General features: G+C 63.1%; 20 protein-coding genes. 13 read left to right on the forward strand and 7 right to left on the reverse strand.

Features of this window, described 5'->3' with window-relative positions:
* Positions 1-179: 179 nt before the first annotated feature.
* The gene (locus AC5ZG1_RS23655) at positions 180-893 is read right to left on the reverse strand and encodes a tetratricopeptide repeat protein (RefSeq protein ID WP_456643612.1); all 714 of its coding nucleotides are present in this window, start codon (positions 891-893) and stop codon (positions 180-182) included.
* Positions 894-1,096: 203 nt separating this feature from the next.
* Between AC5ZG1_RS23655 and AC5ZG1_RS23660 the strand changes: the two genes are divergently transcribed.
* Complete coding sequence (locus AC5ZG1_RS23660; RefSeq protein WP_130229698.1) at positions 1,097-2,641, forward strand: cation:proton antiporter; 1,545 nt, start codon at positions 1,097-1,099, stop codon at positions 2,639-2,641.
* Positions 2,642-2,676: 35 nt separating this feature from the next.
* On the opposite strand, the gene AC5ZG1_RS23665 is transcribed toward AC5ZG1_RS23660, so the two are convergent.
* The gene (locus AC5ZG1_RS23665; RefSeq protein ID WP_455998189.1) at positions 2,677-3,480 is read right to left on the reverse strand and encodes an SDR family NAD(P)-dependent oxidoreductase; all 804 of its coding nucleotides are present in this window, start codon (positions 3,478-3,480) and stop codon (positions 2,677-2,679) included.
* Between the two features lie 204 nt (positions 3,481-3,684).
* On the opposite strand from AC5ZG1_RS23665, the gene AC5ZG1_RS23670 reads away from it, so the two are divergent.
* From AC5ZG1_RS23670 to AC5ZG1_RS23690, 5 genes are all read left to right on the forward strand, one after another.
* On the forward strand, positions 3,685-5,724 hold the full coding sequence (locus AC5ZG1_RS23670; protein ID WP_496134212.1) for a TRAP transporter permease: 2,040 nt from the start codon (positions 3,685-3,687) through the stop codon (positions 5,722-5,724).
* A gap of 15 nt (positions 5,725-5,739) precedes the next feature.
* Entirely contained in the window at positions 5,740-6,714 is a 975-nt protein-coding gene (locus AC5ZG1_RS23675; RefSeq protein ID WP_130229695.1) for a TAXI family TRAP transporter solute-binding subunit, read from the forward strand.
* Positions 6,715-6,877: 163 nt separating this feature from the next.
* The gene (locus AC5ZG1_RS23680) at positions 6,878-7,885 is read left to right on the forward strand and encodes a Bug family tripartite tricarboxylate transporter substrate binding protein (RefSeq protein WP_456643616.1); all 1,008 of its coding nucleotides are present in this window, start codon (positions 6,878-6,880) and stop codon (positions 7,883-7,885) included.
* A 195-nt stretch (positions 7,886-8,080) separates the two neighbouring features.
* The gene (locus AC5ZG1_RS23685; RefSeq protein WP_496134213.1) at positions 8,081-9,253 is read left to right on the forward strand and encodes a beta-propeller fold lactonase family protein; all 1,173 of its coding nucleotides are present in this window, start codon (positions 8,081-8,083) and stop codon (positions 9,251-9,253) included.
* Between the two features lie 408 nt (positions 9,254-9,661).
* Positions 9,662-10,879 carry an EAL domain-containing response regulator gene (locus AC5ZG1_RS23690; protein WP_130229578.1) on the forward strand — a complete coding sequence of 406 codons (1,218 nt, stop codon included), beginning with the start codon at positions 9,662-9,664 and terminating at the stop codon, positions 10,877-10,879.
* Between the two features lie 3 nt (positions 10,880-10,882).
* Here AC5ZG1_RS23690 and AC5ZG1_RS23695 read toward each other — a convergent pair whose 3' ends face one another.
* Positions 10,883-11,362, reverse strand: coding sequence for a hypothetical protein (locus AC5ZG1_RS23695; RefSeq protein ID WP_496134214.1), 480 nt, complete (start codon positions 11,360-11,362; stop codon positions 10,883-10,885).
* 202 nt (positions 11,363-11,564) lie between these two features.
* On the opposite strand from AC5ZG1_RS23695, the gene AC5ZG1_RS23700 reads away from it, so the two are divergent.
* A complete protein-coding gene (locus AC5ZG1_RS23700) occupies positions 11,565-11,885 on the forward strand; it encodes a hypothetical protein (RefSeq protein WP_165435540.1) in 321 nt (106 codons plus the stop codon).
* Between the two features lie 115 nt (positions 11,886-12,000).
* On the opposite strand, the gene AC5ZG1_RS23705 is transcribed toward AC5ZG1_RS23700, so the two are convergent.
* From AC5ZG1_RS23705 to AC5ZG1_RS23715, 3 genes are all read right to left on the reverse strand, one after another.
* Positions 12,001-13,194 carry a hypothetical protein gene (locus AC5ZG1_RS23705; RefSeq protein WP_130229579.1) on the reverse strand — a complete coding sequence of 398 codons (1,194 nt, stop codon included), beginning with the start codon at positions 13,192-13,194 and terminating at the stop codon, positions 12,001-12,003.
* A 94-nt stretch (positions 13,195-13,288) separates the two neighbouring features.
* Entirely contained in the window at positions 13,289-14,269 is a 981-nt protein-coding gene (locus AC5ZG1_RS23710) for a Bug family tripartite tricarboxylate transporter substrate binding protein (RefSeq protein WP_496134215.1), read from the reverse strand.
* Between the two features lie 241 nt (positions 14,270-14,510).
* Entirely contained in the window at positions 14,511-15,134 is a 624-nt protein-coding gene (locus AC5ZG1_RS23715) for an NUDIX hydrolase (protein ID WP_496134216.1), read from the reverse strand.
* 73 nt (positions 15,135-15,207) lie between these two features.
* Here AC5ZG1_RS23715 and AC5ZG1_RS23720 point away from each other — a divergent pair, with 73 nt between their 5' ends.
* The 6 genes from AC5ZG1_RS23720 (at position 15,208) to AC5ZG1_RS23745 (ending at position 21,813) form a co-directional block, all read left to right on the forward strand.
* Complete coding sequence (locus AC5ZG1_RS23720) at positions 15,208-15,630, forward strand: PaaI family thioesterase (RefSeq protein ID WP_130229582.1); 423 nt, start codon at positions 15,208-15,210, stop codon at positions 15,628-15,630.
* A 134-nt stretch (positions 15,631-15,764) separates the two neighbouring features.
* Complete coding sequence (locus tag AC5ZG1_RS23725; protein WP_496134217.1) at positions 15,765-16,784, forward strand: aldo/keto reductase; 1,020 nt, start codon at positions 15,765-15,767, stop codon at positions 16,782-16,784.
* 333 nt (positions 16,785-17,117) lie between these two features.
* Positions 17,118-17,756: a trimeric intracellular cation channel family protein gene (locus AC5ZG1_RS23730; protein ID WP_496134218.1), complete on the forward strand. Its 639-nt coding sequence runs from the start codon at positions 17,118-17,120 to the stop codon at positions 17,754-17,756.
* A gap of 264 nt (positions 17,757-18,020) precedes the next feature.
* Positions 18,021-19,157 (forward strand): TRAP transporter substrate-binding protein, encoded by a 1,137-nt coding sequence (locus AC5ZG1_RS23735; protein ID WP_496134219.1) that lies wholly within the window; start codon positions 18,021-18,023, stop codon positions 19,155-19,157.
* A gap of 110 nt (positions 19,158-19,267) precedes the next feature.
* Complete coding sequence (locus AC5ZG1_RS23740) at positions 19,268-19,936, forward strand: TRAP transporter small permease subunit (protein ID WP_496134220.1); 669 nt, start codon at positions 19,268-19,270, stop codon at positions 19,934-19,936.
* Complete coding sequence (locus tag AC5ZG1_RS23745; protein WP_496134221.1) at positions 19,933-21,813, forward strand: TRAP transporter large permease; 1,881 nt, start codon at positions 19,933-19,935, stop codon at positions 21,811-21,813. The genes AC5ZG1_RS23740 and AC5ZG1_RS23745 overlap by 4 nt, the downstream gene beginning before the upstream one ends.
* A gap of 28 nt (positions 21,814-21,841) precedes the next feature.
* Here the strand turns inward: AC5ZG1_RS23745 and AC5ZG1_RS23750 are convergent, their stop codons facing one another.
* Positions 21,842-23,557 carry an outer membrane beta-barrel protein gene (locus AC5ZG1_RS23750; RefSeq protein ID WP_496134224.1) on the reverse strand — a complete coding sequence of 572 codons (1,716 nt, stop codon included), beginning with the start codon at positions 23,555-23,557 and terminating at the stop codon, positions 21,842-21,844.
* Between the last annotated feature and the right edge of the window lie 658 nt (positions 23,558-24,215).

The raw sequence follows: 24,215 nt of genomic DNA on the forward strand, positions 1-24,215 counted from the left end.
CCGTCATGGCCGGGCTCGTCCCGGCCGTCCACACGTTGCTTCCTCGCCGGGAAGGACGTGGATGCCCGGCACAAGGCCGGGCATGACGCAAGCGGCTAGTTCATCGTCTTTGACCGCATTGTCACGGAGAGCGGTCATGATTCAAGCCGAAAAGAGCGCTCCGTTCAGCCAGCGCCATCCTAATACCCGTCAACCCCGTTCAGCTTCTGGAGGCGCTGCTTCATCGCCTTCTGCAGGTCGTAGCCGGGACGGCCGAACTGGGCGTTGCGGCGGGCGATGAATTCGTCCTGCTCGCGCTGCAGGGCGCGGGCGGCACGCGGATTCTCGGCCTCGCGGATCGCCCTGGCATTCGCCGCAAAGATCTCGCGATCGAGATCGGCGAGTTCCGGATTGCCGCAGATGACCTTCTCCACCGCGCGGTGCGCCTTGGCACAATTGAAACTTGGCTTGCCGGCAACGGCCATCAGCGCGCCCAGGCGCTCCAATTCGAGCGCCAACGACTTGTAGTTCGCGCGCGCCGCGGCGTGATCCGGGTTCAGCTTGATCGCCGCGCCGAAATCAGCGAGCGCCTTGGGCCGGTCGCCCTTCTTGCGCCAGAGCTCGCCGCGCGCATTGAAGCTATCGGCAAGCGTCGGATCCAGCCTCAGCACCGCGTCGTAGTCGGAGATCGCGCGGTCGACCATGTCCTTGCGGGCATAGGCCTCACCACGCGCGATCAGCGCCTTGACGCGATCGGCCTTGACGGTGTTTTCATTGTCAATCAGCGCCGTGCAGAGTTCGACGGCCTTGTCGTTATCGTCAGCACCAGCAGCAGTGAGGCATGGCGCAGGATCGGCCTGCACATCCTTGAGCGGCTCTACGCCGGTTGCGAATGCATGCTGCGCAAGCGCCATGCAAAGGCTCGACGCGACGAGAGCGCGTCGGATGAAGAGCCACGGTTGCATCGATTGGTCCGGAAGGAATTCTTGATCTCGGCCCGATGGTAGCAAACGACGCATACTCCGCACAGCGGGAGATTTGTCGCGATTTCGCGCTTGCCCATGGGCTCGCAAACTGATGCTAGATTAGCCGACGTCCGCCAACGGGAATTTGACGCGTGTCAACCTTCGAATGGATCATCGTCCTGCTGCTCGTCGCCATTCCGCTGTCGGCGGTGGCGCGACGTATCAACGTGCCCTATCCGACCTTTCTTGCGATCGGCGGCGTGCTCCTGACCTTCCTGCCGTCGGGGCCATCCTGGACATTGGAACCCAGCCTCGCGCTGGCACTGTTCGTGGCGCCGGTGCTGGTGGATGCAGCGTTCGACACCTCGCTGCGGGACCTCCGCAACAACTGGTTGCCGGTGACGATGCTGGTGCTGGCGGCGGTAGGAACCACCACCGCCGCCGTCACCCTGGTGACGCACTGGTTCAAGCCGGACATGCCATGGGCCGCGGCGATCGCGCTCGGCGCCATCGTGGCACCACCGGATGCCGCTGCCGCAGTCGCAATCCTGCGCCAGGTCAAGCTGCCCTATCGGCTCCTGAAAATCCTCGAAGGCGAGAGCCTGCTCAATGACGCCAGCGCGCTGCTGATTTATCGCATCGCCGTGGGCGCCGTGGCGATCGAGCATGCGAAGCTGCACGAATTCGCGCCCGCGGTAGCATGGGCGCTCGTCGGCAGCCTGCTCGCCGGCTTTCTCTTCGCGAGGATTTCGGCACTGCTGACGCAACGGATCAGCTACGCGCCGAGCGCGATCATCACCCAGTTCGGCGGCACGTTCATGATCTGGATCATCGCCGAGCGGATCGGCCTTTCCGGCATTCTCACCATCGTGGTCTTCGCCATCACGCTGGCCCGCACCGCACCGGCGCGAACTCCGGCCCGGCTGCGTGTCCCGTCCTATGCGGTGTGGGAGACCGTGGTATTCGTGCTCAACGTGCTCGCCTTCATGTTCATCGGGATGCAGCTCAAGCCGATCTGGGCCGGGCTCGACGCCTACGTGCGCATGGAATACTGCATCTTTGCCGCGAGCGTGCTGGCGGCCGTGATTCTCGCGCGCATCGCGTGGGTGATGAGCTATGGCGTCGTCTTTCGGCGACTGGTGGCATGGGGGCTATTCCACCCCTCGCGCACGGCGCCGCCGCCGACAATCAAGAGCGGCTTCGTCGTTTCCTGGTGCGGCATGCGCGGCATCGTCACGCTGGCGGCCGCCTTTGCGTTGCCGGAGGATTTCCCGTATCGCGACCTGATCCTGCTGACCGCCTTTTCGGTGGTGTTTGGAACGCTGGTGATCCAGGGCTTGACCTTGCGGCCCTTGATCCTGGCGCTGCGTCTGAAGGACGACGATCCGGTGACGGCCGAGGCGGCGCGCGCCCGCGCCACGGCCTTTCGCGCCGCGCTGGAGGAGATCGACGGCGATCCGTCCGAGGAGGCCGAGATCCTCAGGCTGGAATACCGCGCGCTTCTGATGCGCGCCGAGACCGATCCGAGCGGCGGCGTCACATCGAGCGAGCTTCCCGCCGATCCCTTAAGGCGCCGCGCGATCAGCGCCGCCCGGCAATCGCTCTTGACGCTGCGCGACTCTGAGGAGATCGGCGACGACGCATTTCATCTGGTCGAGGAAGAGCTCGACCGTGCCGAATTGAGCGCGGAGGCGTGATCTTGCGTCGTCCCGGCCTTGAGCCGGGACGACAATTAGCTCACCTTCAGCGTCACGCCGCCGTCGACGACGAGCTCAATGCCGGTGACGTATTTCGATTCATCCGAAGCCAGGAACAAGGCAGCGTTGGCGACGTCCCAGGCGTCGCCCATGTGGCCCATCGGCACCTGCGCGTCGCGGGCGCGCCACATCGCTTCCACGTCGCCCGCGGAATAGCTGGCGGCGAGGCCGGCGGAATGCGCCACCATCGGCGTCTTCATCAGACCGGGCAGGATCGCGTTCACCCGCACATGGTCGCGCGCGAACTGCACCGCGCTGGTGCGCGTCATCTGGTTCATCGCCGCCTTCGTGGTGGCATAGGTGACGTAGGAGATGCCGAGATGGCGGATCGAGGCGATCGAGGAGATGTTGATGATCGAGCCGCCGCCCTGCTTCTGCATCACCGGGATCACGTGCTTCATGGCAAGATAGGCGCTCTTGAGGTTGACGGCGAACACGCGGTCCCATTCCGCCTCGCTCACCTCGACCACGCTGCCCATCTCGGCGATGCCGACATTGTTGTCGAGCACGTCGATGCGGCCATACGTCTTCAGGCATGCGGCGACCATCGCCTCGACGTCGGCCGCACGTGAGACGTCTGCGGTGAACGCTGCCGCCTTGCCGCCCTCGCCGGTGATGATGCCGGCCGTCTCTTCCGCGGCGGCCGCGTTACGGTCGACGCAGAACACGCTGGCACCCTCGCGCGCAAAGGTGACGGCGGTCGCCTTGCCGTTGCCCCAGCCCGGCCCGATCGAGCCGGCGCCGACCACCATCGCGATTTTGCCCTTGAGCCGATCCATTGGCTTCTCCCCTTGTTAGTGTTCGTATTGCAGCCAGGCGCCCGCGGTCAACCCAGTCCGGCTGATGTGCCCGATGCACACTCCGCACATCATCCGAAAGTCGCAGGCGCGATGCCCCTTGCAACGTTTGCCCCAAACCAGCATGAATGCGCCGCCCAAGACCCGGCCGTCCAGCCGGGTTAGAGAGAGCGTACTGGGGGAAGCATGACCACAGAAGGCCGACCGTCAGGCAAATCGTCGTCCAATGACGAAGTCGTCGCCATCTCCGAGGAGGCGCTGCAGAAAGCGGAAACCTTCGTAGAGGCCGAGGAAGGCGCGACCAACCGCCTGATGGGATGGGCAGGACGCATTTCGACCACGATCGCGGTGGTCATGAGCCTGTTCCACCTCTATGCGGCCTACGCGATCGTTCCGACCCAGGAACTCCGCTATACCCATGTCGCCTTCACGCTGGTGCTGAGCTTCCTCTTGTTTCCGCTCGCCACGCGGTTTCGCAACCGCGTCCGCTGGTGGGACATCGTGCCGGGCATCGTTGCGGTCGCAACCATCGTCTATGCGCTGTGGGGCGGCGAGGATTTCACCGACCGCGCCACCACGCCCGACCACCTGGATGTCATCGTCGGCATTGTCTTCATCGTGCTGCTGCTCGAGGCGACGCGGCGCACCACCGGACCCATCATGCCCGTGGTGTCGCTGTTCTTCATCGCCTATGCGATGCTCGGTCCGCATCTGCCGGCGCCGTGGACCCACCGCGGCTACGACCTGTCCCGTCTGGTCGGCCATCTCTTCATCACGCTGGAAGGCATTTTCGGCGTCGCCGTCGACGTGTCGGCTACCCTGATCATCCTGTTCACGATCTACGGCGCATTCCTGCAGCAATCCGGCGCCGGGAAGTTCTTCATCGACTTCTCGCTGGCGCTGATGGGCGGCAAGCCGAACAGCGCAGGACGGACGGTCGTGCTGTCCTCGTTCCTGCTCGGCGGCCCATCGGGTTCGGGCGTTGCCACCACCGTGATGATCGGCACTGTGGCCTATCCGATGCTGGCCAAAGCGGGCTTTGAGAAAAACGCCGCCGGCGGATTGCTGGCGGCCGGTGGCCTCGGCGCGATCCTGTCGCCGCCGGTGCTGGGGGCGGCCGCGTTCCTGATCGCCGAGTTTCTCAAGATCAGCTATCTCGACGTGATCTGGATGGCGACCATCCCGACCTGCCTCTATTACATGTCGCTGCTGTTCATGGTCGAACTGGATGCCCGCAAATTCGGCGCCAAGGACGTCAACTTCAAGCCTGAGATGACGCTCGGCCAGATGACCAAGCGCTACGGCTTTCACTTCGTCTCATTGGCCGCCGTGGTCGTGTTCATGATCATCGGCTATTCGCCGTCACTGTCGGTGTTCTACGCCGTTGTGGTCACCTTCGCGTTGAGCTTCCTGCGGAAGGAAACGGCGCTGGTGCCCACGAAGCTGGTGAAGGCGCTGGCCGACGGCTCGATCGGCGCGCTCAATGCCGCGACCACCTGTGCATGCGCCGGCATCGTCGTCGGCATCGTGACGCTGACAGGCCTCGGCCTGAAATTCTCGTCGATCGTGATCAGCTATGCCGGCGGCAGCCTGCTACTGACCGCGATCTACACTTCGCTGATCGTCTGGATCATCGGTCTCGCGGTGCCGGTGACCGCCTCCTACATCATCTGCGCCGTGATCGCAGCGCCGGCGCTGATCAAGCTCGGCGTGCCCGATTACGCCGCGCACATGTTCATCTTCTATTACGCCGTGCTGTCGGAGGTGTCGCCGCCGACAGCGCTGTCGCCGTTTGCGGCTGCCGCCATCACCGGCGGCGATCCCTACCGCACGACGCTGCAATCGTGGAAATACACGCTGCCGGCCTTCCTGGTGCCGTTCGTGTTCGTGCTCGACCCGCAGGGCGTCGGCCTCCTGCTGGCGATCCCCAAAGGCGGCTCGTGGGTCGATATCCTCGAAATCACGATCAAGGCGACGCTCGGGCTGCTGGCGCTTGCCGCATTTGCCCAGAACTGGGCCCTGCGACAAACTACGCCGATCGAACGCGGCCTGCTTCTGCTATCCGGATTGCTATTGGTGTTTCCGAGTTTGATCGAGGCGATCGTCGAATGGATGATCGGCCGCGATATCAGCTACACCTACGTGCCAGGTCTGATCATAGGCCTCGGCGTGCTGCTGTGGCAGGCGAGAACACCGACGCCGAAGGAACCGGCGCTTACGATTTAATGAGGGAGTGACAGGATGAAGAAACTGAAAAAGACCGTGGCGATGCTGGCTGTGACGATCTCGGCCGGTCTCGCCTTTGCGGGCATCGTTCATGCGCAGCAGAAGATCATGTCGATCGGCACCGGCGGCACCGGCGGCGTCTACTATCCGCTCGGCGGCGCTATCGCCAACGTGCTCTCGAAGAATCTTCCCAATGTGCAGGCCACCGCCGAGGTCACCGGCGGCTCGGTCGACAATCTCAAGCTGATCGGCACCGGGCAGAGCGAAATGGGCTTCACCATGGCCGATGCCGCGCTCGACGCACTGCAGGGCCAGGACAAGTTCAAGAACAACAAGGTGCCGCTGCAGGCCCTCCTCGTCGTTTATCCGAACCGCATGCATGTGGTGACCGTCGAGGGCACCGGCATCCAGACCATGGCGGACTTCAAGGGCAAGCGCGTCTCGACGGGTTCGCCCGGCAGCGCCACCGAAGTGATGGCATTCCGCGTCATCGAAGCCGCCGGCCTCGACAAGGACAAGGACATGAAGCGCGAGCGGCTCGGCGTCGCCGAATCCGTCAACGCCATCAAAGACGGCAAGATCGATGCCTTCTTCTGGGTCGGGGGCATCCCGACCGCGGCGGTGACCGACCTCGCGGCGACCCCCGGCGTCAAGATGAAGCTGATCGATCATGGCGACCTGGCCGAGAAGATGAATGCCAAATACGGCAAGCTCTACTCCGCCAGCAAGATCAAGGCAGGCTCGTATCCGGGCTACGACAAGGACAATTCCATCACCGAGGTCTGGAACCTGGTTGTCACCGGGGACAAGATGAGCAACGACGATGCCTACACGATCGTCAAGACGCTGGTGGAAAAGAAGGCCGACATCGTCGCCGTGCACAAGGAAGCCGAGAGCTTCTCGCTCGACAACCAGCGCCAGGATCGCTCCCCGATCCCGTTCCATCCGGGCGCATTGAAGTATTTCAAGGAAAAGGGCATCGACGGCTAGCTCTTTTGTTTTGACGCGTTTTCTTCACGCGAACCGGTATCCACTTCGCTCGAAAACGCTATGACACGCCTCAACCACAATTCCTGACCACCGCTGAGCGGCGCCATCGTGCGCCGCTCGATTTTTCGGCGCCTATCCTTCCGCATCGCTCAAGGACCTCCAAATGCCTTCTTCGACCGTCGCTTCGTCAAATCTTAGCCGCCGCTCGCTGCTGCGAGGCACCGCCGCGCTTGCCGGCGCATCAATGCTGCCGCGGCTGGCGCGCGCCGCCGAATGGCCGACGCGGCCGGTCAAGCTCCTGGTGCCGTTTGCCGCCGGCGGCACCACCGACATCCTGGCCCGCGTGGTCGCGGCCAAGGTCTCCGAGGAATTCGGCCAACAGTTCATCGTCGAGAACAAGACCGGCGCCGGCGGCAATATCGCGGCCGACGCCGTCGCCAAGGCCGATCCCGACGGTTACACCTTCCTCGTGGGCACGCCCGGCACGCATGCGATCAATCCGTTCGTGTTCAGGAACATGCCGTTCGATCCGCTGAAGGATATCGCGCCGGTCATCATCATCGCGCGGGTGCCCAATCTCTGCTCGGTCACCAATTCGCTGCCGGTGAAGTCGGTCGCCGAACTGATCGACTACGCCAAGTCGAAGCGTGGCGAATTGTTCTACGGCACGCCTGGGCTCGGCAGCACCGCGCATGTCTCGACCGAGCTGTTCCGCTCGATGACCGGGGTCGAGATCACGCATGTGCCGTATAAGGGCAGCGCGCCGGCATTGACCGACCTGATCGCCGGCCGCGTGCATCTAATGATCGACAACCTCCCCGCCGCGCAGCCCTTCGCCGAAGCCGGACAGATCCGTCCGCTTGCGGTGTCCACCTCCAAGCGCTGGCCGCTGCTGCCCGATCTTCCGACGATCGCGGAGGCGGGCGTGCCCGGCTATGAGGCCGCCTCCTGGTTCACGATCGCGGCTCCTGCGAAGACGCCGAAGGAGATCATCGACCGCCTCAACGCGAGCGTCGACAAATTCCTCAAGACCGAGGACGGGATTGCACGCCTGCGCAAGCTCGGCGCCGACCCCGTCGGCGGCTCGGCCCAGGACATGCAGGCTTACGTGCTGGCGGAGACCGAGAAATGGGGCAAGGTCGCCAAATTCGCGGGCATCCAGCCGGAGTGACGACGGCATTACTCTCCCATAGCAGGGCCGGGACATCGGCCGACGGGGCGCGTCGGTCACCCGATCCAGACGACGTATAGAACCGAGCGCCAACACGCACGTCAGTTCGGCCATTGGCAAGGATCGTATTCCCTGCTTAATTTTCCCTGCGCGAAACCGGCCCGCCAGTGGCCGGCGCAACCGGGAGAAACGCCAATGCCTGCTTACCGCGCCGTCGGACTATCTTTGGGAGCCGCAGTCCTGCTCTGCAATCTCACGTTCAATCCCGCCCATGCGAAACCTTTCATGATCGTCGGGCTCGACGAGAAGGTGTTATGGGATGACGATGGAAAACCGATCCTGTCGGCGCCCGGCAAGGACCAGGTTCTCATCCTCGATCTCGCCAATCCCGACAATCCCAAGACCGTCGCCTCACTGCCGCTGAAGAATTCGGTGGTGGGACCGCCGGTCAATCTCGACATCGACCCGACCGGCTCGATCGCTCTCGTCGCCGATTCAGTCGATGTGACCAAGGACGGCGATGCGCTGAAGCAGGTGCCGGACAACAAGGTCTATGTCATCGATCTCAAGGCCAACCCGCCGAAGCTGGCAGCAACCGTGACCGTCGGCAAGCAGCCGTCCGGGCTCAGCATCAGTCCGGACGGCAAGATGGCGTTGGTTGCCAATCGCGGCGACAATTCCGTTAGCGTGCTCTCGATCAATGGGACCGACGTCAAGGTCACCGACACCATTGCGTTGCCCGACAGCGTCGCCCATGTGGCGTTCACGCCGGACGGCAAGCGGGTGCTCGCTGTCCGCTTCCCCGCGCACAAGGTCTCGGTGCTCGATATTGCCGGAGACAAGGTCACCTACAACAAGGTCGATCTGCCGACGGGCCAATGGCCATACAATGTCGCGGTGACGCCGAACGGCAAACTCGCACTGACGGCCGACAATGGCGGCGCCGGCTCATCCGACGGCAGCGTCGACACCACGAGCGTGATCGATCTCGAAGCCAGTCCGCCGCGCATCATCGATCGTGTGGTGGTCGGCGACGGTCCCGAGGGCTTTGCGATTTCGCCGAAGGGAGATCTCGCTGTCGCCGCCATTTTGCGCGGCTCCAACATGAAGAATGCGTACTACTATCACAAGGACGGCAGCCTCACGGTGCTGAAGATCGACGGCAAGAAGGTGACCAAGACTCAGGACATCGAGGTCGGTGGCTTGCCCGAAGCCGTCGTGTTCACGCCGGACGGCAAGTACCTGCTGGCCGGAAATTACCTGACTCAGGATTTCTCGATCCTGAAAGTCGATGGTGGGAAGGTTAGCGACACCGGAAAACGCTTCAAGGTGCCGGGTCACCCGGCTTCGGCGCGCATGGGGCACTAGAGCATGATCCGGAAAAGTGGAGACCGGTTTTCCGAAAAGATCATGCTCGAATAAAGAACGATCGGTAGCGGCGGCGATCACGTGAACGCTATTCTCAAAACGGGAATCGATCACGGCGACAACGATAAACAACCACAGACATTAACGCGTGCTGCCGCCGCGAAACGACGCGGCGGCGCACCATTGCAATCGCTCGCGAGCAGTTCGGACCGAATGGCGTCGGAGCACGGCATTTGGGGCCGCCGATGCGCTGATCTGCTTCGATTATTCATTACAATTTTAGCTTTATTTGTCTCTTTAACCCTACCTAAGCATTCATGGGGATTTGAAAGGAGGGTCCTCAAATTTCCCGATTAAGGCCGCCACGGAGATGTACGAGTCAAATCGACATCACGGGAAAGGGCGGGCATGAATCAAATCAACCCCAAGGAATACGCACGACCCGGCTGGTTCGGTCATCGCAAATTGACGCCGCGGGCTTGCGTCGCCGATAGCAAGAAGCACCTTCGTACCTTTCTTTCTGATGCTCTCGAGGATCTCGGCTTCATCACCTCGGAGTGCGGCGAGGCCACCGAACTGGATGGCGCGCTGGACGCGCATCGGCCCGACCTGCTTGTGCTCGGTGTCTCCGTCAACGGGATCGAGGTCGGCAGGATTCTGGAGGTTCTCGTCAGAAAGAATTTCGCCGGCAAGGTTCTCGTCATCGGCCCGCCCGAGTCGATTATGGTAAAAGCGGTCAGGCAAATTGGCGAAGAATACGGCGTAGCCATGCTGCCGCCGCTGGCGACGCCGTTCGGCGCCGGAACGCTGCGGGACAGCGTTGCGATGCTGCTGCCGCAGGAGCCCGCGCCGAGCCCCGCGGTCGATGTGGCAGAAGCGCTCAAGGCCGGCTGGCTCGAATTGTGGTACCAGCAGAAGATCAACTTGCGCACGCTGGTGCCCGCGGGCGCGGAGGCCCTGGTCAGGATGCGGCATCCGGCGTGGGGTGTGGTGCCGCCGGCCTATTTCATTCCCGATGAAAGCGATCCGCATTTCCAAGCGCTGTCCGAATTCGTGGTCGGTCGCGCCATCGAGGACTGGCACTATCTCTTGGAGCAGAAAGGACCGGTGGACCTCTCGATCAACCTGCCGGTATCGTTCCTGAGCGATCCGCAAGCCGTGCGCGAATTATGCCGCCGCGTGCCGCAGCATCCCGCGTTCGGCGGCCTGCTGCTCGAGATCGGAAGCGCCGAGGTGATCGAGAACCTGGACCTCGTGATCGAGGTCGCGCGGCAGGTGCGGTTCCACAACATCGCGATATCGGTCGACCAGGTCGGCACGGAGTGGCCATCGCTGATGGGTCTAAAGAACTTCCCCTTCGTCGAACTGAAGATCGATCATCAATTCGTCACCGGCGCCGCCGACGACCGGCTGAAGCAGACCGTGTGCAAACATGTCGTCGAGCTTGCCCACGACCACGGCGCACGGGCGCTCGCCCAGGGCGTCGAGACCCGCGCCGACTTCCTCACCGCCCATGCGGTCGGCTTCGACCTGGTGCAAGGCTATCTGTTCGGCAAGCCGATGGGAGTGAAGAAGTTCGCCCGCTCGCGGCCTTCCCCTGCCGCGAGCGCTGAATCGAAATCGTGACGTTCACTGGAACGTCATGTCGATGCATTTCGAGATATCCGAGCCGAGGCCGGAGGAGATCGTGATGCAGCCGCGCACCTTCTGCACATTGTTGTCGCTGGCCCAGACCGAATAGCCGCCGGGACCGAAGAACGAGTTGGTGTTCGGCGGTTCAGTTTCGGTGGCATCGAAGGAGTAATTGCCATCGGTGTCGAAGATGCGCGGCCGCTTGGTGCAGCCGCCATCGGCCTGCACGTTGATAACCTCCTTGTTGTCGCGCGTCAGCGCCAGCGAGACCTGGCAGCGGAAATATTCCGAGGTCTTGATGTTGAACAGATAGGCGTAGGACTTGCAGGTCGCAGTGTTGAGCTTGCCGGCGGACAATCCCCGGCTGCAGGCGATGCGCTGGTTGTTGGAAAGCTTGAATTCGTCGGCATAAGCCGCGGTGGCCATCGTCATCAGCGAGAGCGCAATACCGAAACTGATGTTCATGCCGGGGGTCATTCGAATCATCCCTATCAAACTTTTCGCAATCATGCGTTTGTAGATGGAAACGGCAACATAGTCGCGAAGCAGGAAATCACAAACCCGCAGGTTGCACGTGATGCCGCACGACGACTTCCGTCGTATTGACGGAATAATGACGTTCGTGATTTGTTCAAGGCAAGGGCGCCGGTTTCGGCAGCGACGACTGGGGAGGACGATCATGACTCGATTTCAGGCCAAGAGCTTTTTGATGACGGCTTTTTTGACGGCAGCGGCACTGACGACGCTGGCGGCTCCCGCACTCGCACAGGATGCATCGCCCGCACCCTGGGAGCTGAAGTCCGACATGGGCTACGCCTATGGCAAGGACGGCTCGACCCTCGCCTACAAGATGGGGACCAACAATGCCGGGCTGCTGCTCAAAGGCGCCAAGAAGGTGCCGAGAGGCACGCTGTTCTTCGTCGGCCAGAACGGCCAGCTCTACATGCGCTCCGGCCCCTATCTCGAGGGCGACGGCAAGTTCATGTTCGGATCGAATTAGGCGACGATGCCGCTGTAACCTGTAGGGTGGGCAAAGCGCAGCGTGCCCACCATCCACGGTCGGTGCAAGAAAGGTGGGCACGCTTCGCTTTGCCCACCCTACGGCCCGCGGGCCACTAAAACACTGACGCCAGTTCCTTGGCGCCGGGCTTGTTGCTGTTGAAATCCATCCGCTCGTCGGTGACTGCGAGCAGCTTTGCTACCGTGTTGTGGCGGATCGCGACCGGGTTGCGCTCGTAGCCGCCGCGCTGGAAGAAGTTCGACGTCGGCACCCTCTCGCGCATCGCTTGCGGCATCGTGACCATGTCGTAGCCGGTGCCGTCTCCGGTGAGGTTCATCATCTCGAGTTCGGCCGCGCTCAGCGGGCGGGTGTAGCCCTTGTTCCGCGCGAAGATGACTGACGTCAGCAGCTTGTGGGTCTGCAGCATCGGGCCGACGTCGATATCGAGCACCATGGAATGGACTGCCCAGCCCTGCGGCGTGCTCGCGAGCCGCTCATGCGCCGACCAGTCGTCCGGCACCGTGCGTGCGAATGCCACCATCTTCTTCAGCACCGCGAGCTTGTGATCCATCGCCTTGCGCGCGGGACCGGACAGCGTAGCGGCCTTTTGAGTCAGCACCTTGATGAACTCAGGGCCCTGCTGCGCGATCAACTCGACGGTGTTGGTGGTGAGCAACTGATTGTAGCCGATTGCGGTCGAGATCGCCTTTGTGCCCGGACCGCGGTAGCCCGACTGCATATCATGATTGCCGGTGCCGCCGGTCTCGAAGGAATAGACCCGCACCGCCTGCTCGCGCGTCAAGCCGGCCGCGAGCGCGTAACGGGCGTAGGCGCGCTTGAACTCGATCTCGGTGGCCGGCCGCTCTGGCGTGAACTGAAACTGCTCGGCGGCGGCCTTCAGGAAATCGGCGACGAGAGGAATGGTCCTGCGTGGACGCGACGGTTCCTCTTCTTCGGGTTCCGGATTCACCGGCCGTTTCGGCCCGGTATAGAGCGGCGGCTGGTCGAGCACATAATCATCGAGCGTGATCGGCTGTCGCTCGCGCCGTTTGGCGTTGCGGGTGCGCCGTTTCTCGGAAATCGCACTCCAATAGGCGCCCGCCTCCTCATCGAAGGCGGCGCGCGCTTCCTGATATTCGCGCAGCTTGCGGCGATATTCGGCGATCGCCTGCGGCGTTGCGGCCTGCGCCATCGCATCCGCGGTGGATGCAGAAAGGGTGGTAGCCTCGACCGCCACGGCCTCCGGCGCGCCCGCGAACAGCGCGAGCGCGACCAATCCGGGGAAACAGCGAATCAATGGCGGGCGCATGCTCTCTTGTAGCAAGGACGCGCGCGATGTCAGCCTCGAATTGAATCACTCAAAAGCGACCAAACGCCCCGCCATGGCCCAGAACAAGTGCTTCTCACTCCGGCTCGACGCCGCTGGCCTTCACGAGCTGCGCCCACTTCTTCTCGTCCTTGTCGATGAACTCGGCGTAATCCTCGGGCGAGCCCGGCGTGATCTCGGTGCCGTCAGAGCCCAATTGCCGCTTCACCTCCTCGGAGGCGAGCGCATCGCGCAGCACCTTGTTGAGCTTGTCGACGATCGGCCGCGGCGTGCCGGCCGGTGCCGCAAGGCCATAGTAGAGCGAAGCGTCGAATCCGGGAACGCCGGCCTCGGCGATCGTCGGCACGTCGGGCAGGAGACCGGAGCGGGTCACGCTGGTCACCGCGAGTGCGCGCAGCGTTCCGCCGCTGACATTGGCGTGAGAGGCAGGGATCGGCGCAAATGCCATCGGGATGTGCCCGCCGATGAGGTCGACCAGCGCAGGGCCCGTTCCCTTGTAGGGAACATGCACGAGCGAGATGCCGGCACTGCGCGCGAAATATTCGCCAGTGATGTGGCTTGCTGTGCCGGCGCCGGCCGAACCGAAACTGACCTTGCCCGGATTTTCTTTGGCATAGGCGATCAGCTCGGCGACGCTCTTGGCCGGGAACGACGGATGCACGACCAGCGAATTCGGCGCATTGCCGATCATGCCGATCGGCGCGAAATCTTTCCGCGGATCGTAGCCCGCTTTCTTGTAGAGCGACGGGCCGATCGCGAGTGTCCCGGTATAGCCGAGCACCAGCGTGTAGCCATCGGGGTCGCTCTTGGCGACCGCCTTGGTGCCGACCGTGCCGCCGGCGCCGGGGCGGTTGTCGATCACGATCTTCTCGCCGAGCAATTCACTCATCTTCTCGGCAATGCCGCGGCCGACGATGGACGTGCTGCCGCCGGGCGCGAAGGGGATGACGAGCGTGATCGGCCGGTTCGGATAATCCTGGGCCTGCGCGGGATGCGATGCTGCGCCGACAGCGAGCGCGGCGATGGCAGTGTAAAGTCGCTTCTTCCAGGACAGCATGCCCGAACGCCTCCCCCGATGTTTGTTGTTATGGTGGCATTGTCACCCAAATGCTTGGCATCAGCAACCGGACTTCGGACTACACATCGGCAATGACGTGATTGACACCGCGGCCAGACCCTCATGGTGAGGAGTGCGCAGCGCGCCTTGAACCATGAGGCCCTGCCGGTGGCGTCGCCCTTCGAGACGACCGCTACGCGGTCTCCTCAGGGTGAGGAGATAGAGTTGCGCGTGCGGCCCCCTACTTCCAGGCGAAGACCGGCTGCTCGAGATCGGCGACGCGGGTGTCGCGGCCGGCCAGCACTTCGCGGAACTGGTAGATCAAGGCGGCCGTCGGCGCATGGATGTGCTGGCCGGCGTGGCGGAAGCGGATCACGCGCCTGACACTCTCGGGAATGGTGGTGAAGCTGAACGCATCCTCCGCCTCGATCGATTCAAGCGTGATGCGATGGACGGAAGCTACCTCGTCCGGGTTGGGCATGATCGGCGCCCGTGTCGAGGCCCACACTACCACCGGAGTGATCAGATAGCCCGAGCGGGTCGGATAGTCGTCGAGCACGCCGAGCACGTCGCCATCATTGACGCGCAGCCCTAGCTCTTCGTGCAGTTCGCGCAGTGCCGCTTCCGCCTGTGTCTCACCGGAATCGCAGCGTCCGCCGGGCAGCGCCCATTGCGCGCTGTGGCTGCGCAAGCTGGCCGCACGGCGGGTGAGCAGGAATGCGGTCTCGTCGCCCTCGCCGCTCGTGAGTGCGATCGCGACCGCCGCGCGTTTGAGCAGCGGCGCAGAATCGTCCGGCAGGCGCCTGAACGCCGTACAGAGCTCTGCGATATTCCGCCGGGTGGCATCATCAAATGAACGGGCCATTGATCTTGACTACAACAGTCCCGCGTTCGATGAAATGACCTGATATCATGCCTCGCCGGACGGAAAGCATCACATGACGAAACATGCCGCGGAAAAGCTCAAATCCGACGGCTGGAAGATCGTCGATACATCCGGTTTCCTGCATCTGGTCGGGCCGCTGTGGCAGCGCCTCGTCGATGACGAGCATGAATATGCGTTGATCACCGAGGATAAGCATCACAATCGCCGCGGCCTGGTGCAAGGCGGCGTGATCATGACCTTCGCGGACCGCACCTGCGGCATGACCGCCCGCTATGTCTCGGGCAAGCCGGCGCTTGCGACCGTGCAGCTTGATACGCACTTTGTGGAGGCCGGCAAGATCGGCGAAACCTTGATCTCGAAGCCGCGTGTGGTGCGCTCGACCAGGAGCCTGATCTTTATCACCACCGAAGTGACCGTCGACAAACGCTGCATCGCCATGGCGAACGGCGTGTTCAAGATATTGAAGAGCGAGTAGGCTGAGATCGTCGTTCCGGGGCAATGCGAAAGCATCGAACTACGATGTGCAATTGCACATCGGAGAACCTCGAGATTCCGAGTTCGGTCCTGCGGACCGCCCCGGAATGACGCGACAACGCAGAGGTTTGATACATGCAGTACGGTCAACTCGGCCGCAGCGGCCTGAAGATTTCGCCGATCTGCCTGGGCACCATGATGTTCGGCGGCCCGACCGACGAGGCGACGTCGGCGCGGATCATCGCAAAGGCGCGCGAGGCCGGCGTCAACTTCATCGACACCGCGGATGCCTATAATGGTGGAAACTCCGAGCAGGTGGTGGGCCGCGCGATATCCAACAACAGGCAGAACTGGGTCCTCGCTACCAAGCTCGCTAATCAGATCGGCGACGATCCGAATTTCGGCGGGCTGTCGCGACGCTGGGTGCTGCAGGCGGCGGAGGCGAGCCTGAAACGGCTCGGCACCGACTACATCGACATCTACTACCTGCACAAGGAAGACCACACGACGCCGCTGGAGGAGACCGTGCGCGCGATCGGCGACCTGATCAGGCAGGGCAAGGTGCGCTACTTCGGCGTCTCGAACTATCGCGCCTGGCGCGTTGCCGAGATCTGTAACATCTGCGACGGGCTCGGCCTCGACCGCCCGATCGTGAGCCAGCCCTATTACAACGCGATGAACCGCATGCCCGAGGTCGAGCACCTGCCGGCCTGCGGCTATTATGGCCTTGGGGTGGTACCCTATAGCCCGCTCGCCCGCGGCGTCCTGACCGGCAAATATCGCGCTGATGCCACCCCCGACAAGGACACCCGCGCCGGCCGCAACGACAAGCGCATGATGCAGACCGAGTGGCGGCCGGAATCGCTCAAGCTTGCGCAGGAGATCAAGCAATATGCGGAAGCACGCGGCATCACCGCCGCGCAGTTCGCGGTCGCCTGGGTCTTGAATTCATGCTTCGTCTCCGCCGTGATCGCCGGTCCGCGCACCGAAGCGCAATGGGACGATTACGTCCGCGCGCTCGACTATCGCTTCACCGTCGAAGACGAGGCGCTGATCGACCGGCTCGTCGTGAGCGGGCATGCTTCCACGCCCGGCTACAACGATCCGGCCTATCCGATCGAGGGGCGGCGGGCGCGGACGGCGGAGCGGTCCTAGCCGCGCTGAAGATTGGAATAAGCCGCAGACAGCCTTCACGGGCGGCGCCGACGACACCCGAGGCCGCTTCCGACTCGGGCACGCGGACCTCATCCGCTGCCCGACGCTGCTCACGATGCCGGAGAGCGATCCGATTGCGGCCGCGGCGCCGTGGTTCTTCGAGGCGCTCCGCTGCTGCAAGACGCCGTTGTGCTTCTCCGCCAGCGAGCATGGCAATCATGCGCCGAATTTGACGCCAGTGATTCACCCGGCCCTGCGAGCGCGGGGATCGAGGCGATGTTGACGGCGGCCGGCCTTTGGCTCAGAGATGCCGAGGTAAGAGCGTGAGCCTCGATGGAAAGCGCGACGCTGGTCCAAGCCCTCAATCTCCTGGGAACGCTGGTGTTCGCGCTCAGCGGCGCCGCCGCGGGCGTCCGGCAACGCATGGATATTTTCGGCGTTCTCGTGCTAGCCTTCGTGACCGCAGTTGCCGGCGGCGTTCTCCGTGATCTCCTGATCGGCGCGACTCCACCTGCCTCCGTGACGAATTGGCATGCGCTCGCCATTTCCGCCGCCGGCGGCCTGTTCGCATTCTGGTTCTCGGCGCTGATCGATCGCCTGCGCTTTCCGGTCGAACTGTTCGATGCGGCCGGCCTTGGCATCTTCGCAACGACCGGCACACAGAAAGCCCTCGAATACGGCATTCCCCCTGTCATGGCCACGATCCTCGGCATGGTGACGGGGATCGGCGGCGGAATGGTGCGTGACCTGCTCTCCGTGCGGATGCCCATCGTCCTCTATTCCGAGTTCTACGCCATGGCCGCCCTCGCGGGCAGCGCGGTCGTCACGGTCGGACACGCGCTAGGCATGCCGGTCGCGGCCACCCTGCTGCCCGGCACGGCACTCTGTGTGCTGCTTCGCGTCTTGGCGCTCTATCACGGGTTCAGCCTGCCGCAGCCGCGCCGACGCGACGACGAAGCCTCGGACCGGTAACCCGATCGCGAGATGCTGGGGCGAAGTCGACTACGCTGAAAGTCTAATAGAGCCTCCAGCCCTGCGGCTCGTTACCAGAGCTTTTTCTTCTCCTGCCGGGAATAAATCCGAACTCGCAGTCGCGAGCTTGTTGCTCGCGGCCCGCGTCCTAGCGTCGCATCATCGGGAACGTTCTTGCCAAACTCCTGCGCACGCCTTTGTCTTCCTTCCTAAAAAAGAGCGGATCCTAAAGGGACCGCCAATCATAAGGGCAGGGAGGAAACCATGACCAAATCCAATAGAGGCAGTACGTCCAGTCGTCGCCGCTTCCTGAAGGTTGCGGCCGCGGGCGCCGCAGCAAGCGTTGCAGCGCCTACCATCGTCAGCGCGCAGGGCCCGATCAACATGCGCTGGCAAAGCACCTGGCCGGCCAAGGATATTTTCCACGAATACGCGCTCGACTACGCCAAGAAGGTCAACGACATGACCGGCGGCGACCTCAAGATCGAGGTGCTTCCCGCCGGCGCCGTGGTGCCCGCCTTCGGCCTGCTCGACGCCGTCTCGAAGGGCACGCTCGACGGCGGCCATGGCGTGCTGGCCTACCACTACGGCAAGCAGACCGCGCTGGCACTGTGGGGCTCCGGTCCGGGCTACGCGATGGACGCCAACATGCTGCTGGCCTGGCACAAATATGGTGGCGGCAAGGAGTTGCTCGCCAAGCTCTACGCCTCGATCGGTGCCAATGTCGTCTCCTTCCCCTATGGGCCGATGCCGACCCAGCCGCTCGGCTGGTTCAAGAAGCCGATGTCCAAGGTGGATGATTTCCAGGGCCTGAAATTCCGCACCGTCGGCATTTCCATCGACGTGTTCACCGGCCTCGGCGCCGCCGTCAACGCGCTGCCCGGCGGCGAAATCGTCTCGGCGATGGACCGTGGCCTGCTCGACGCTGCCGAGTTCAACAACGCGACTTCCGACCGCGTGCTCGGCTTCACCGACGTCTCCAAGATCTGCATGCTGCAGAGCTACCATCAGAATGCCGAGCAGTTCGAGATCATGTTCAACAAGACCAAGTACGATGCCCTGCCGGACAAGATGAAGGCCATCATCTCCAACGCCGTCGAAGCGGCCAGCCAGGACATGAGCTGGAAGGCGATCGATCGCTACTCGAAGGACTACGAGGAGATGCAGACCAAGGACAAGGTCAAGTTCTACAAGACGCCGGATTCGATCCTGCAGAAGCAGCTCGAGATCTACGACCAGGTGGTCGAGAAGAAGTCGGCCGAGAACCCGCTGTTCAAGGAGATCGTCGAATCCCAGCTCGCCTTCGCCAAGCGCGCGACGCAGTGGGAGAACGACACGGTGGTCAACCGCCGTATGGCCTACAACCACTATTTTGGCCCGAACGCCAAGAAAAAGACCTGACGGGCGCTGCGCACGACCGAAAGCGTCATCCGGGGACAGCGAACCCCGGATGGCGCTTCCGCTGTCTCTACACCAACCCGATACTTCCGGACGGCCGGTAGCGAACGCAGATGAGCGCACAGCGTTTCCTGTACATGATCGACGGCATCAGCACCTGGACCGGCAAGGCCGCGGCGTGGCTGGTTGTCGGGCTGATGGGCCTTGTCTGCGCCGAGGTCTTCAAGCGCTACATCCTCAACATGCCGACGGCGTGGATTTTCGACGCCTCCAATATGCTGTACGGCACCCTGTTCATGATCGCGGGCGCCTACACGCTGGCGCAGAACGCCCATGTCCGCGGCGATTTCCTCTACAGCTCGATGCGGCCGCGCCTGCAGGCCTCGCTCGACGTCGTGCTGTATTTCGCGTTCTTCCTGCCGGGCATCGCGGCGCTAGTTTATGCCGGCTGGGATTATGCGGTCGATTCCTGGCGCATCAACGAGCATTCCAACGTGACCGCCGACGGCCCGCCGGTCTACCACTTCAAGTTCATGATCCCGCTCGCCGGAGCCTTGGTGCTGCTGCAGGGCGCGGCTGAGATCGCGCGCTGCATCATGTGCCTCAGGACCGGCGCCTGGCCTGACCGACTCCGTGACGTCAGCGAGATCGACGTCGTCGAGGAGCAGCTCGCGCACAGCGAATATGTCGATGAGGAATCGCGCAAGGCCGCGATCGCGCATGCGCAGGACATCGAGGAGAGCGCGCGGCAGCGCGGCATGGGCGGAGACCTGCAACGATGAGCGATCCGGCACTCGGGCTGTTGATGCTCGTCCTCATCGTGATCGTCATCATGATGGGCTTCCCGACGGCGTTCACGCTGATGGGCCTCGGCATGTTCTTCGGCTTCTTCGCCTATCACCGCGGCGGCGAGGCCTGGGGCGACAATCACATCTTCGACCTGATGGTCCAGCGCACCTATGGCGCGATGACCAACGACGTCCTGATCTCCATCCCGCTGTTCGTGCTGATGGGCTATGTGATGGAGCGCGGCGCGCTGGTCGACAAGATGTTCTATTCGATCCAGCTCGCGTTCCGCCGCCTGCCCGCTTCGCTCGCGGTGGCGACACTGATCGTCTGCACATTTTGGGGCATCGCCTCGGGCCTGGTCGGCGCGGTCGTCGTGCTGATGGGCGTCATCGCCTTCAACCCGATGCTGAAGGCCGGTTACGACGTCAAGCTCGCGTCCGGCGTCATCACCGCCGGCGGCACGCTCGGCATCCTGATCCCGCCATCGGTGATGATCATCGTGTATGCGGCGGTCGCCGGGCAGTCGGTCGTGAAGCTCTACGCGGCGACGATGTTTCCGGGCTTCTTCCTTGCCCTGCTATATCTCGTCTACGTCATCGGCTGGGCGCTGCTCAATCCCAAGATCGCGCCGAAGCTCCCCGAAAGCCAAACGCGCGTTCCGGTCCGCACCTGGATCGCCGAGCTGCAGCAGGCCTACGGCCCAAAAATGCTGCCGGCGCTGCTCACGGCCGTGCTGGCACCGGCAAGGGCGATGAAGATTACGGCCGACGGCGCCCGCCTCACCTATCCGAGGCTGCTTGCCAATCTCGGTTACGCGCTGGTGCCACTGGCGCTGACGCTGGCCATGCTGTGGGCCACCTGGTGGTACGTCGTGATCCACCAGCAACCGGATCTCCCGCCGCCGTCCGCTGCCATACAGCAGCGACTGCAGGATCCGCCGCAACCGCTTGGCGCCGGTGCACAGCCTGCCGAAGAGACACTCGAAGAGCTCGGCGGCGGCGCCAGCCAATCGGGGGCTGCGACCAAGAACGAGCCAGAAGTCCTGCAGCAGATGGGCAGCGCCGAGCTGCAGGACCAGACCAAGGCCGCGCCTGCGGAGCTCGGGCCGCCGCCCGAATTCTACACCTATTTCGCTTTCATCGCCGGCATCTGCGGCCTGTTGCTGTTGTACTACTACTGGACCATGGAGGCCGAGCAATACGAGGTGCTGCGGCTCCTGATCTCCTCGGTGATGCCGCTCGGCATCCTCACCGTCGTGGTGCTCGCGGTGATCCTGTTCGGCATCACCACCGCAACCGAATCGGCAGCGGTGGGCGCTGCCGGCGCCTTCCTGCTCGCCTTCCAGGCGCGGACGCTGGACTGGAAGCGCACCAAGGAAGCGGTGTTCCTGACCGCCAAGACCACCTCGATGGTGTGCTGGCTGTTCGTCGGCTCGGCGCTGTTCTCGGCGGTGTTCGCGATCCTCGGCGGCCAGGCGCTGCTGGAGAGCTGGGTGCTGTCGCTCAACATGTCGCCGGTCCAGTTCATGATCCTGTCGCAGGCGATCATCTTCATTCTGGGCTGGCCGCTGGAATGGACCGAGATCATCGTGATCTTCGTGCCGATCTTCCTGCCGATGCTGAAGCACTTCAACATCGATCCGATCCTGTGGGGTGTCCTGGTCTTCGTGAACCTGCAGGCGGCGTTCCTGTCGCCGCCGGTGGCGATGTCGGCCTTCTATCTGAAGGGCGTGGCGCCAAAGCACGTCACGCTGAACCAGATCTTCGCCGGCATGATGCCCTACATGCTGATCGTCATCATCTGCATGGTGCTGATGTATATCTGGCCTGGCCTGACCTTGTGGCTGCCGAACTATCTTTACGGGAATTGAGAGAGCGCCACGGTTCTTCTCGATACTCCTAATTCACTGCATCGAATTTGTAGGACGTCTGCAGGAACGTGCCGAAGCGTTCGGCGCGGATCGGGAGGGTCGATGTCGGAAACGGACTGCCGAATCCCCTCGTGAAAACATCGGTCGCCCACATCGACCAGAAGCGGCCGCCGACGCCGACACTGAAGCGCTCGGTCACGTCATAGGTCAGCACGGCTTCGAGCTGCATGCCGCGCCCGGTGCCGTTGGCCGGGGAATAGGGCGACGGCTCGTCGGAACGCAAGTAATGCGTATCGAGACCAGAAACGGAAACGTAGGGCAAATAGGCCGCGTCGGCCGTGAGCTTGAGTCCGGGCGCAATCGTGACGATCCCGTTCACACCGATGCGCAGAGAGTGCCAGTCTTCGGACTGCGAGATGGTGATCCCGGTGGTCGGCGAGGGAACGGCGCAAATCACGCCGCCGCCGGGATACGCAATCTGGGCGCATCCATAGGAGTCCTTGCGGTCGCGATAGAAATTATAGCCTGCGAACGCCCCGAATTTCGCGCCCGGCGTTTCCAGCAGGGTGTATCCAACGTCCAGCGTGGCATAGGCAATCGTGCCCTCGACCCTGCCCTGGTCTGTGTTCGAGTAGGCCATGGCCGTGTTGCGATAGGTTGGTAGCCAATCCTCATCGTTCATGTGGCCAGATGTCAGCCCGCCGCCGCCGGCAAAGCCTTTCAGGAACACCCTGGCCGGACTGTCGACCCGGCCGAACACCTCGCCGGAGTGCCCTGTGGTCTCATAGGTGAGCCGTGAAATCAGCGCGTTCTGCAGCGGCTGATCTGTGCTCATACCGAGATCGTTCTGATAGCGACCGCTGCTGTACCAATAACGCGCGCCGACTTCCGCCGACCACCCGGAGACCGACGGCGTCGCCGTCAGCAAAGCAGCGGGCCGATTGTCCCAGCCGCGCGATGCGTCAACACCAGGGCGATAGTTCACGCCCAGCTTGACGACATGGCTGTCCTGCCGGACTCCCGTCGGCAGACCAGCGGTTTCGACCAGGCTGGCTGGATCGAGCGGCGCCGTCTGAAGACCGCCGAGCGGCGTCGCGATGTCGCGGCTTCCGAAATTGGCATAGTCGTATTCCAGCTTCATCGACCAAGCCGGTGCCAGAGCGTGTTCGACACCGAGCCCGATTGTCCATCCCCACTGCACGGCATTGGCGTCCACCGAAGCTTCCGGCCGCCCGAAGAAATCGAGAGCGTTGGTCGTCATCGAGAAACGGCTCGACAGAAACGCAGCACCGCCTTTCACATAGGCCAGCGAGTGACCGGCCGGCCCAAAGGCCTGGCCGACCCGCCCGGTGATCGTTCCCATCACATCCTGCCGGATACGACAGTTCGCCGAGACGAACAGGCCGGAATAGGCGAGACAGGTGTTGGTGCCGTCGACATCGACGGCGGAGACATCGGCTTCGAGGCCGAACACCCATGGTGATCCGGCCTGCTGCCAGTTGTAGCCAAGCTGGCCACCGATGAGCGCCTTCGGCGTACGGATGTCGTCGCCATAGATCGACGGACCGTAGGGATCACCGACATGGGTGATGCCGGAGCCTCCGCCAAAATGTCCGCCGATATAGAAGCCGTTCCAGGTCCACGGCAGTGGCGGCGCCTTCACGACCGGCCGCACAATGTCGGCAGAAAAAGCATCCGTTCCGTTCAGCGCCATGAGCACGCCGACCGCCACCACGTACCGCATCCGTAACACGAGCCGAGTCCTTGCCTTCGAGGAAACCAACTACGCATTACTGAGCCCGCACTATGGTAGGGGGCGAAGATTCGAACACCACTGGAGATAGCACATCAGCCGGGCCCGGCAACACCGACCCGCGCGGAATGGAGCCAAGCGTTACCACGCGAAGCTGTGGTGGAGCAGTCCGTAGAATGGGTAGAGCGCAGCGAAACCCATCGCGATGGAGCAAGCCGCCCGAATGATGGCTTTCGCTTCGCTCTACCCGTCCTACGATTCTCGCTGTCGTCCCGCGAAAGCCGTAGGGTTGGCGAAGGCGCACTTGCGTCGTGCCCACCATCCAGTGCTGTGCTCGCGATGGTGGGCACGCTTCGCTTTGCCCACCCTACGGCACCGCCAGGACGACGCCGTCATTGCGAGCGCAGCGAAGCAATCCACCTCTCCACGCGCGGAGGTATGGATTGCTTCGCTGCGCTCGCAATGACGGGGATGGGTTCTGATTCAAATTTCAAACAGCGTGAGGATGTGACTCTGCATTCTCGCGGCGCATTGCGCCCGAGGTTTGCATCTCGTTCCACCCTCTCATCGAACAGAGGGCGCAGGGAAAGCCGGGTGCCGGTTGCACCCGTGGGTCCCGTGCAACAAAAAGCACGGGGGTAGGACCACA

The sequence above is a fragment of the Bradyrhizobium sp. Leo78 genome (assembly GCF_059512425.1).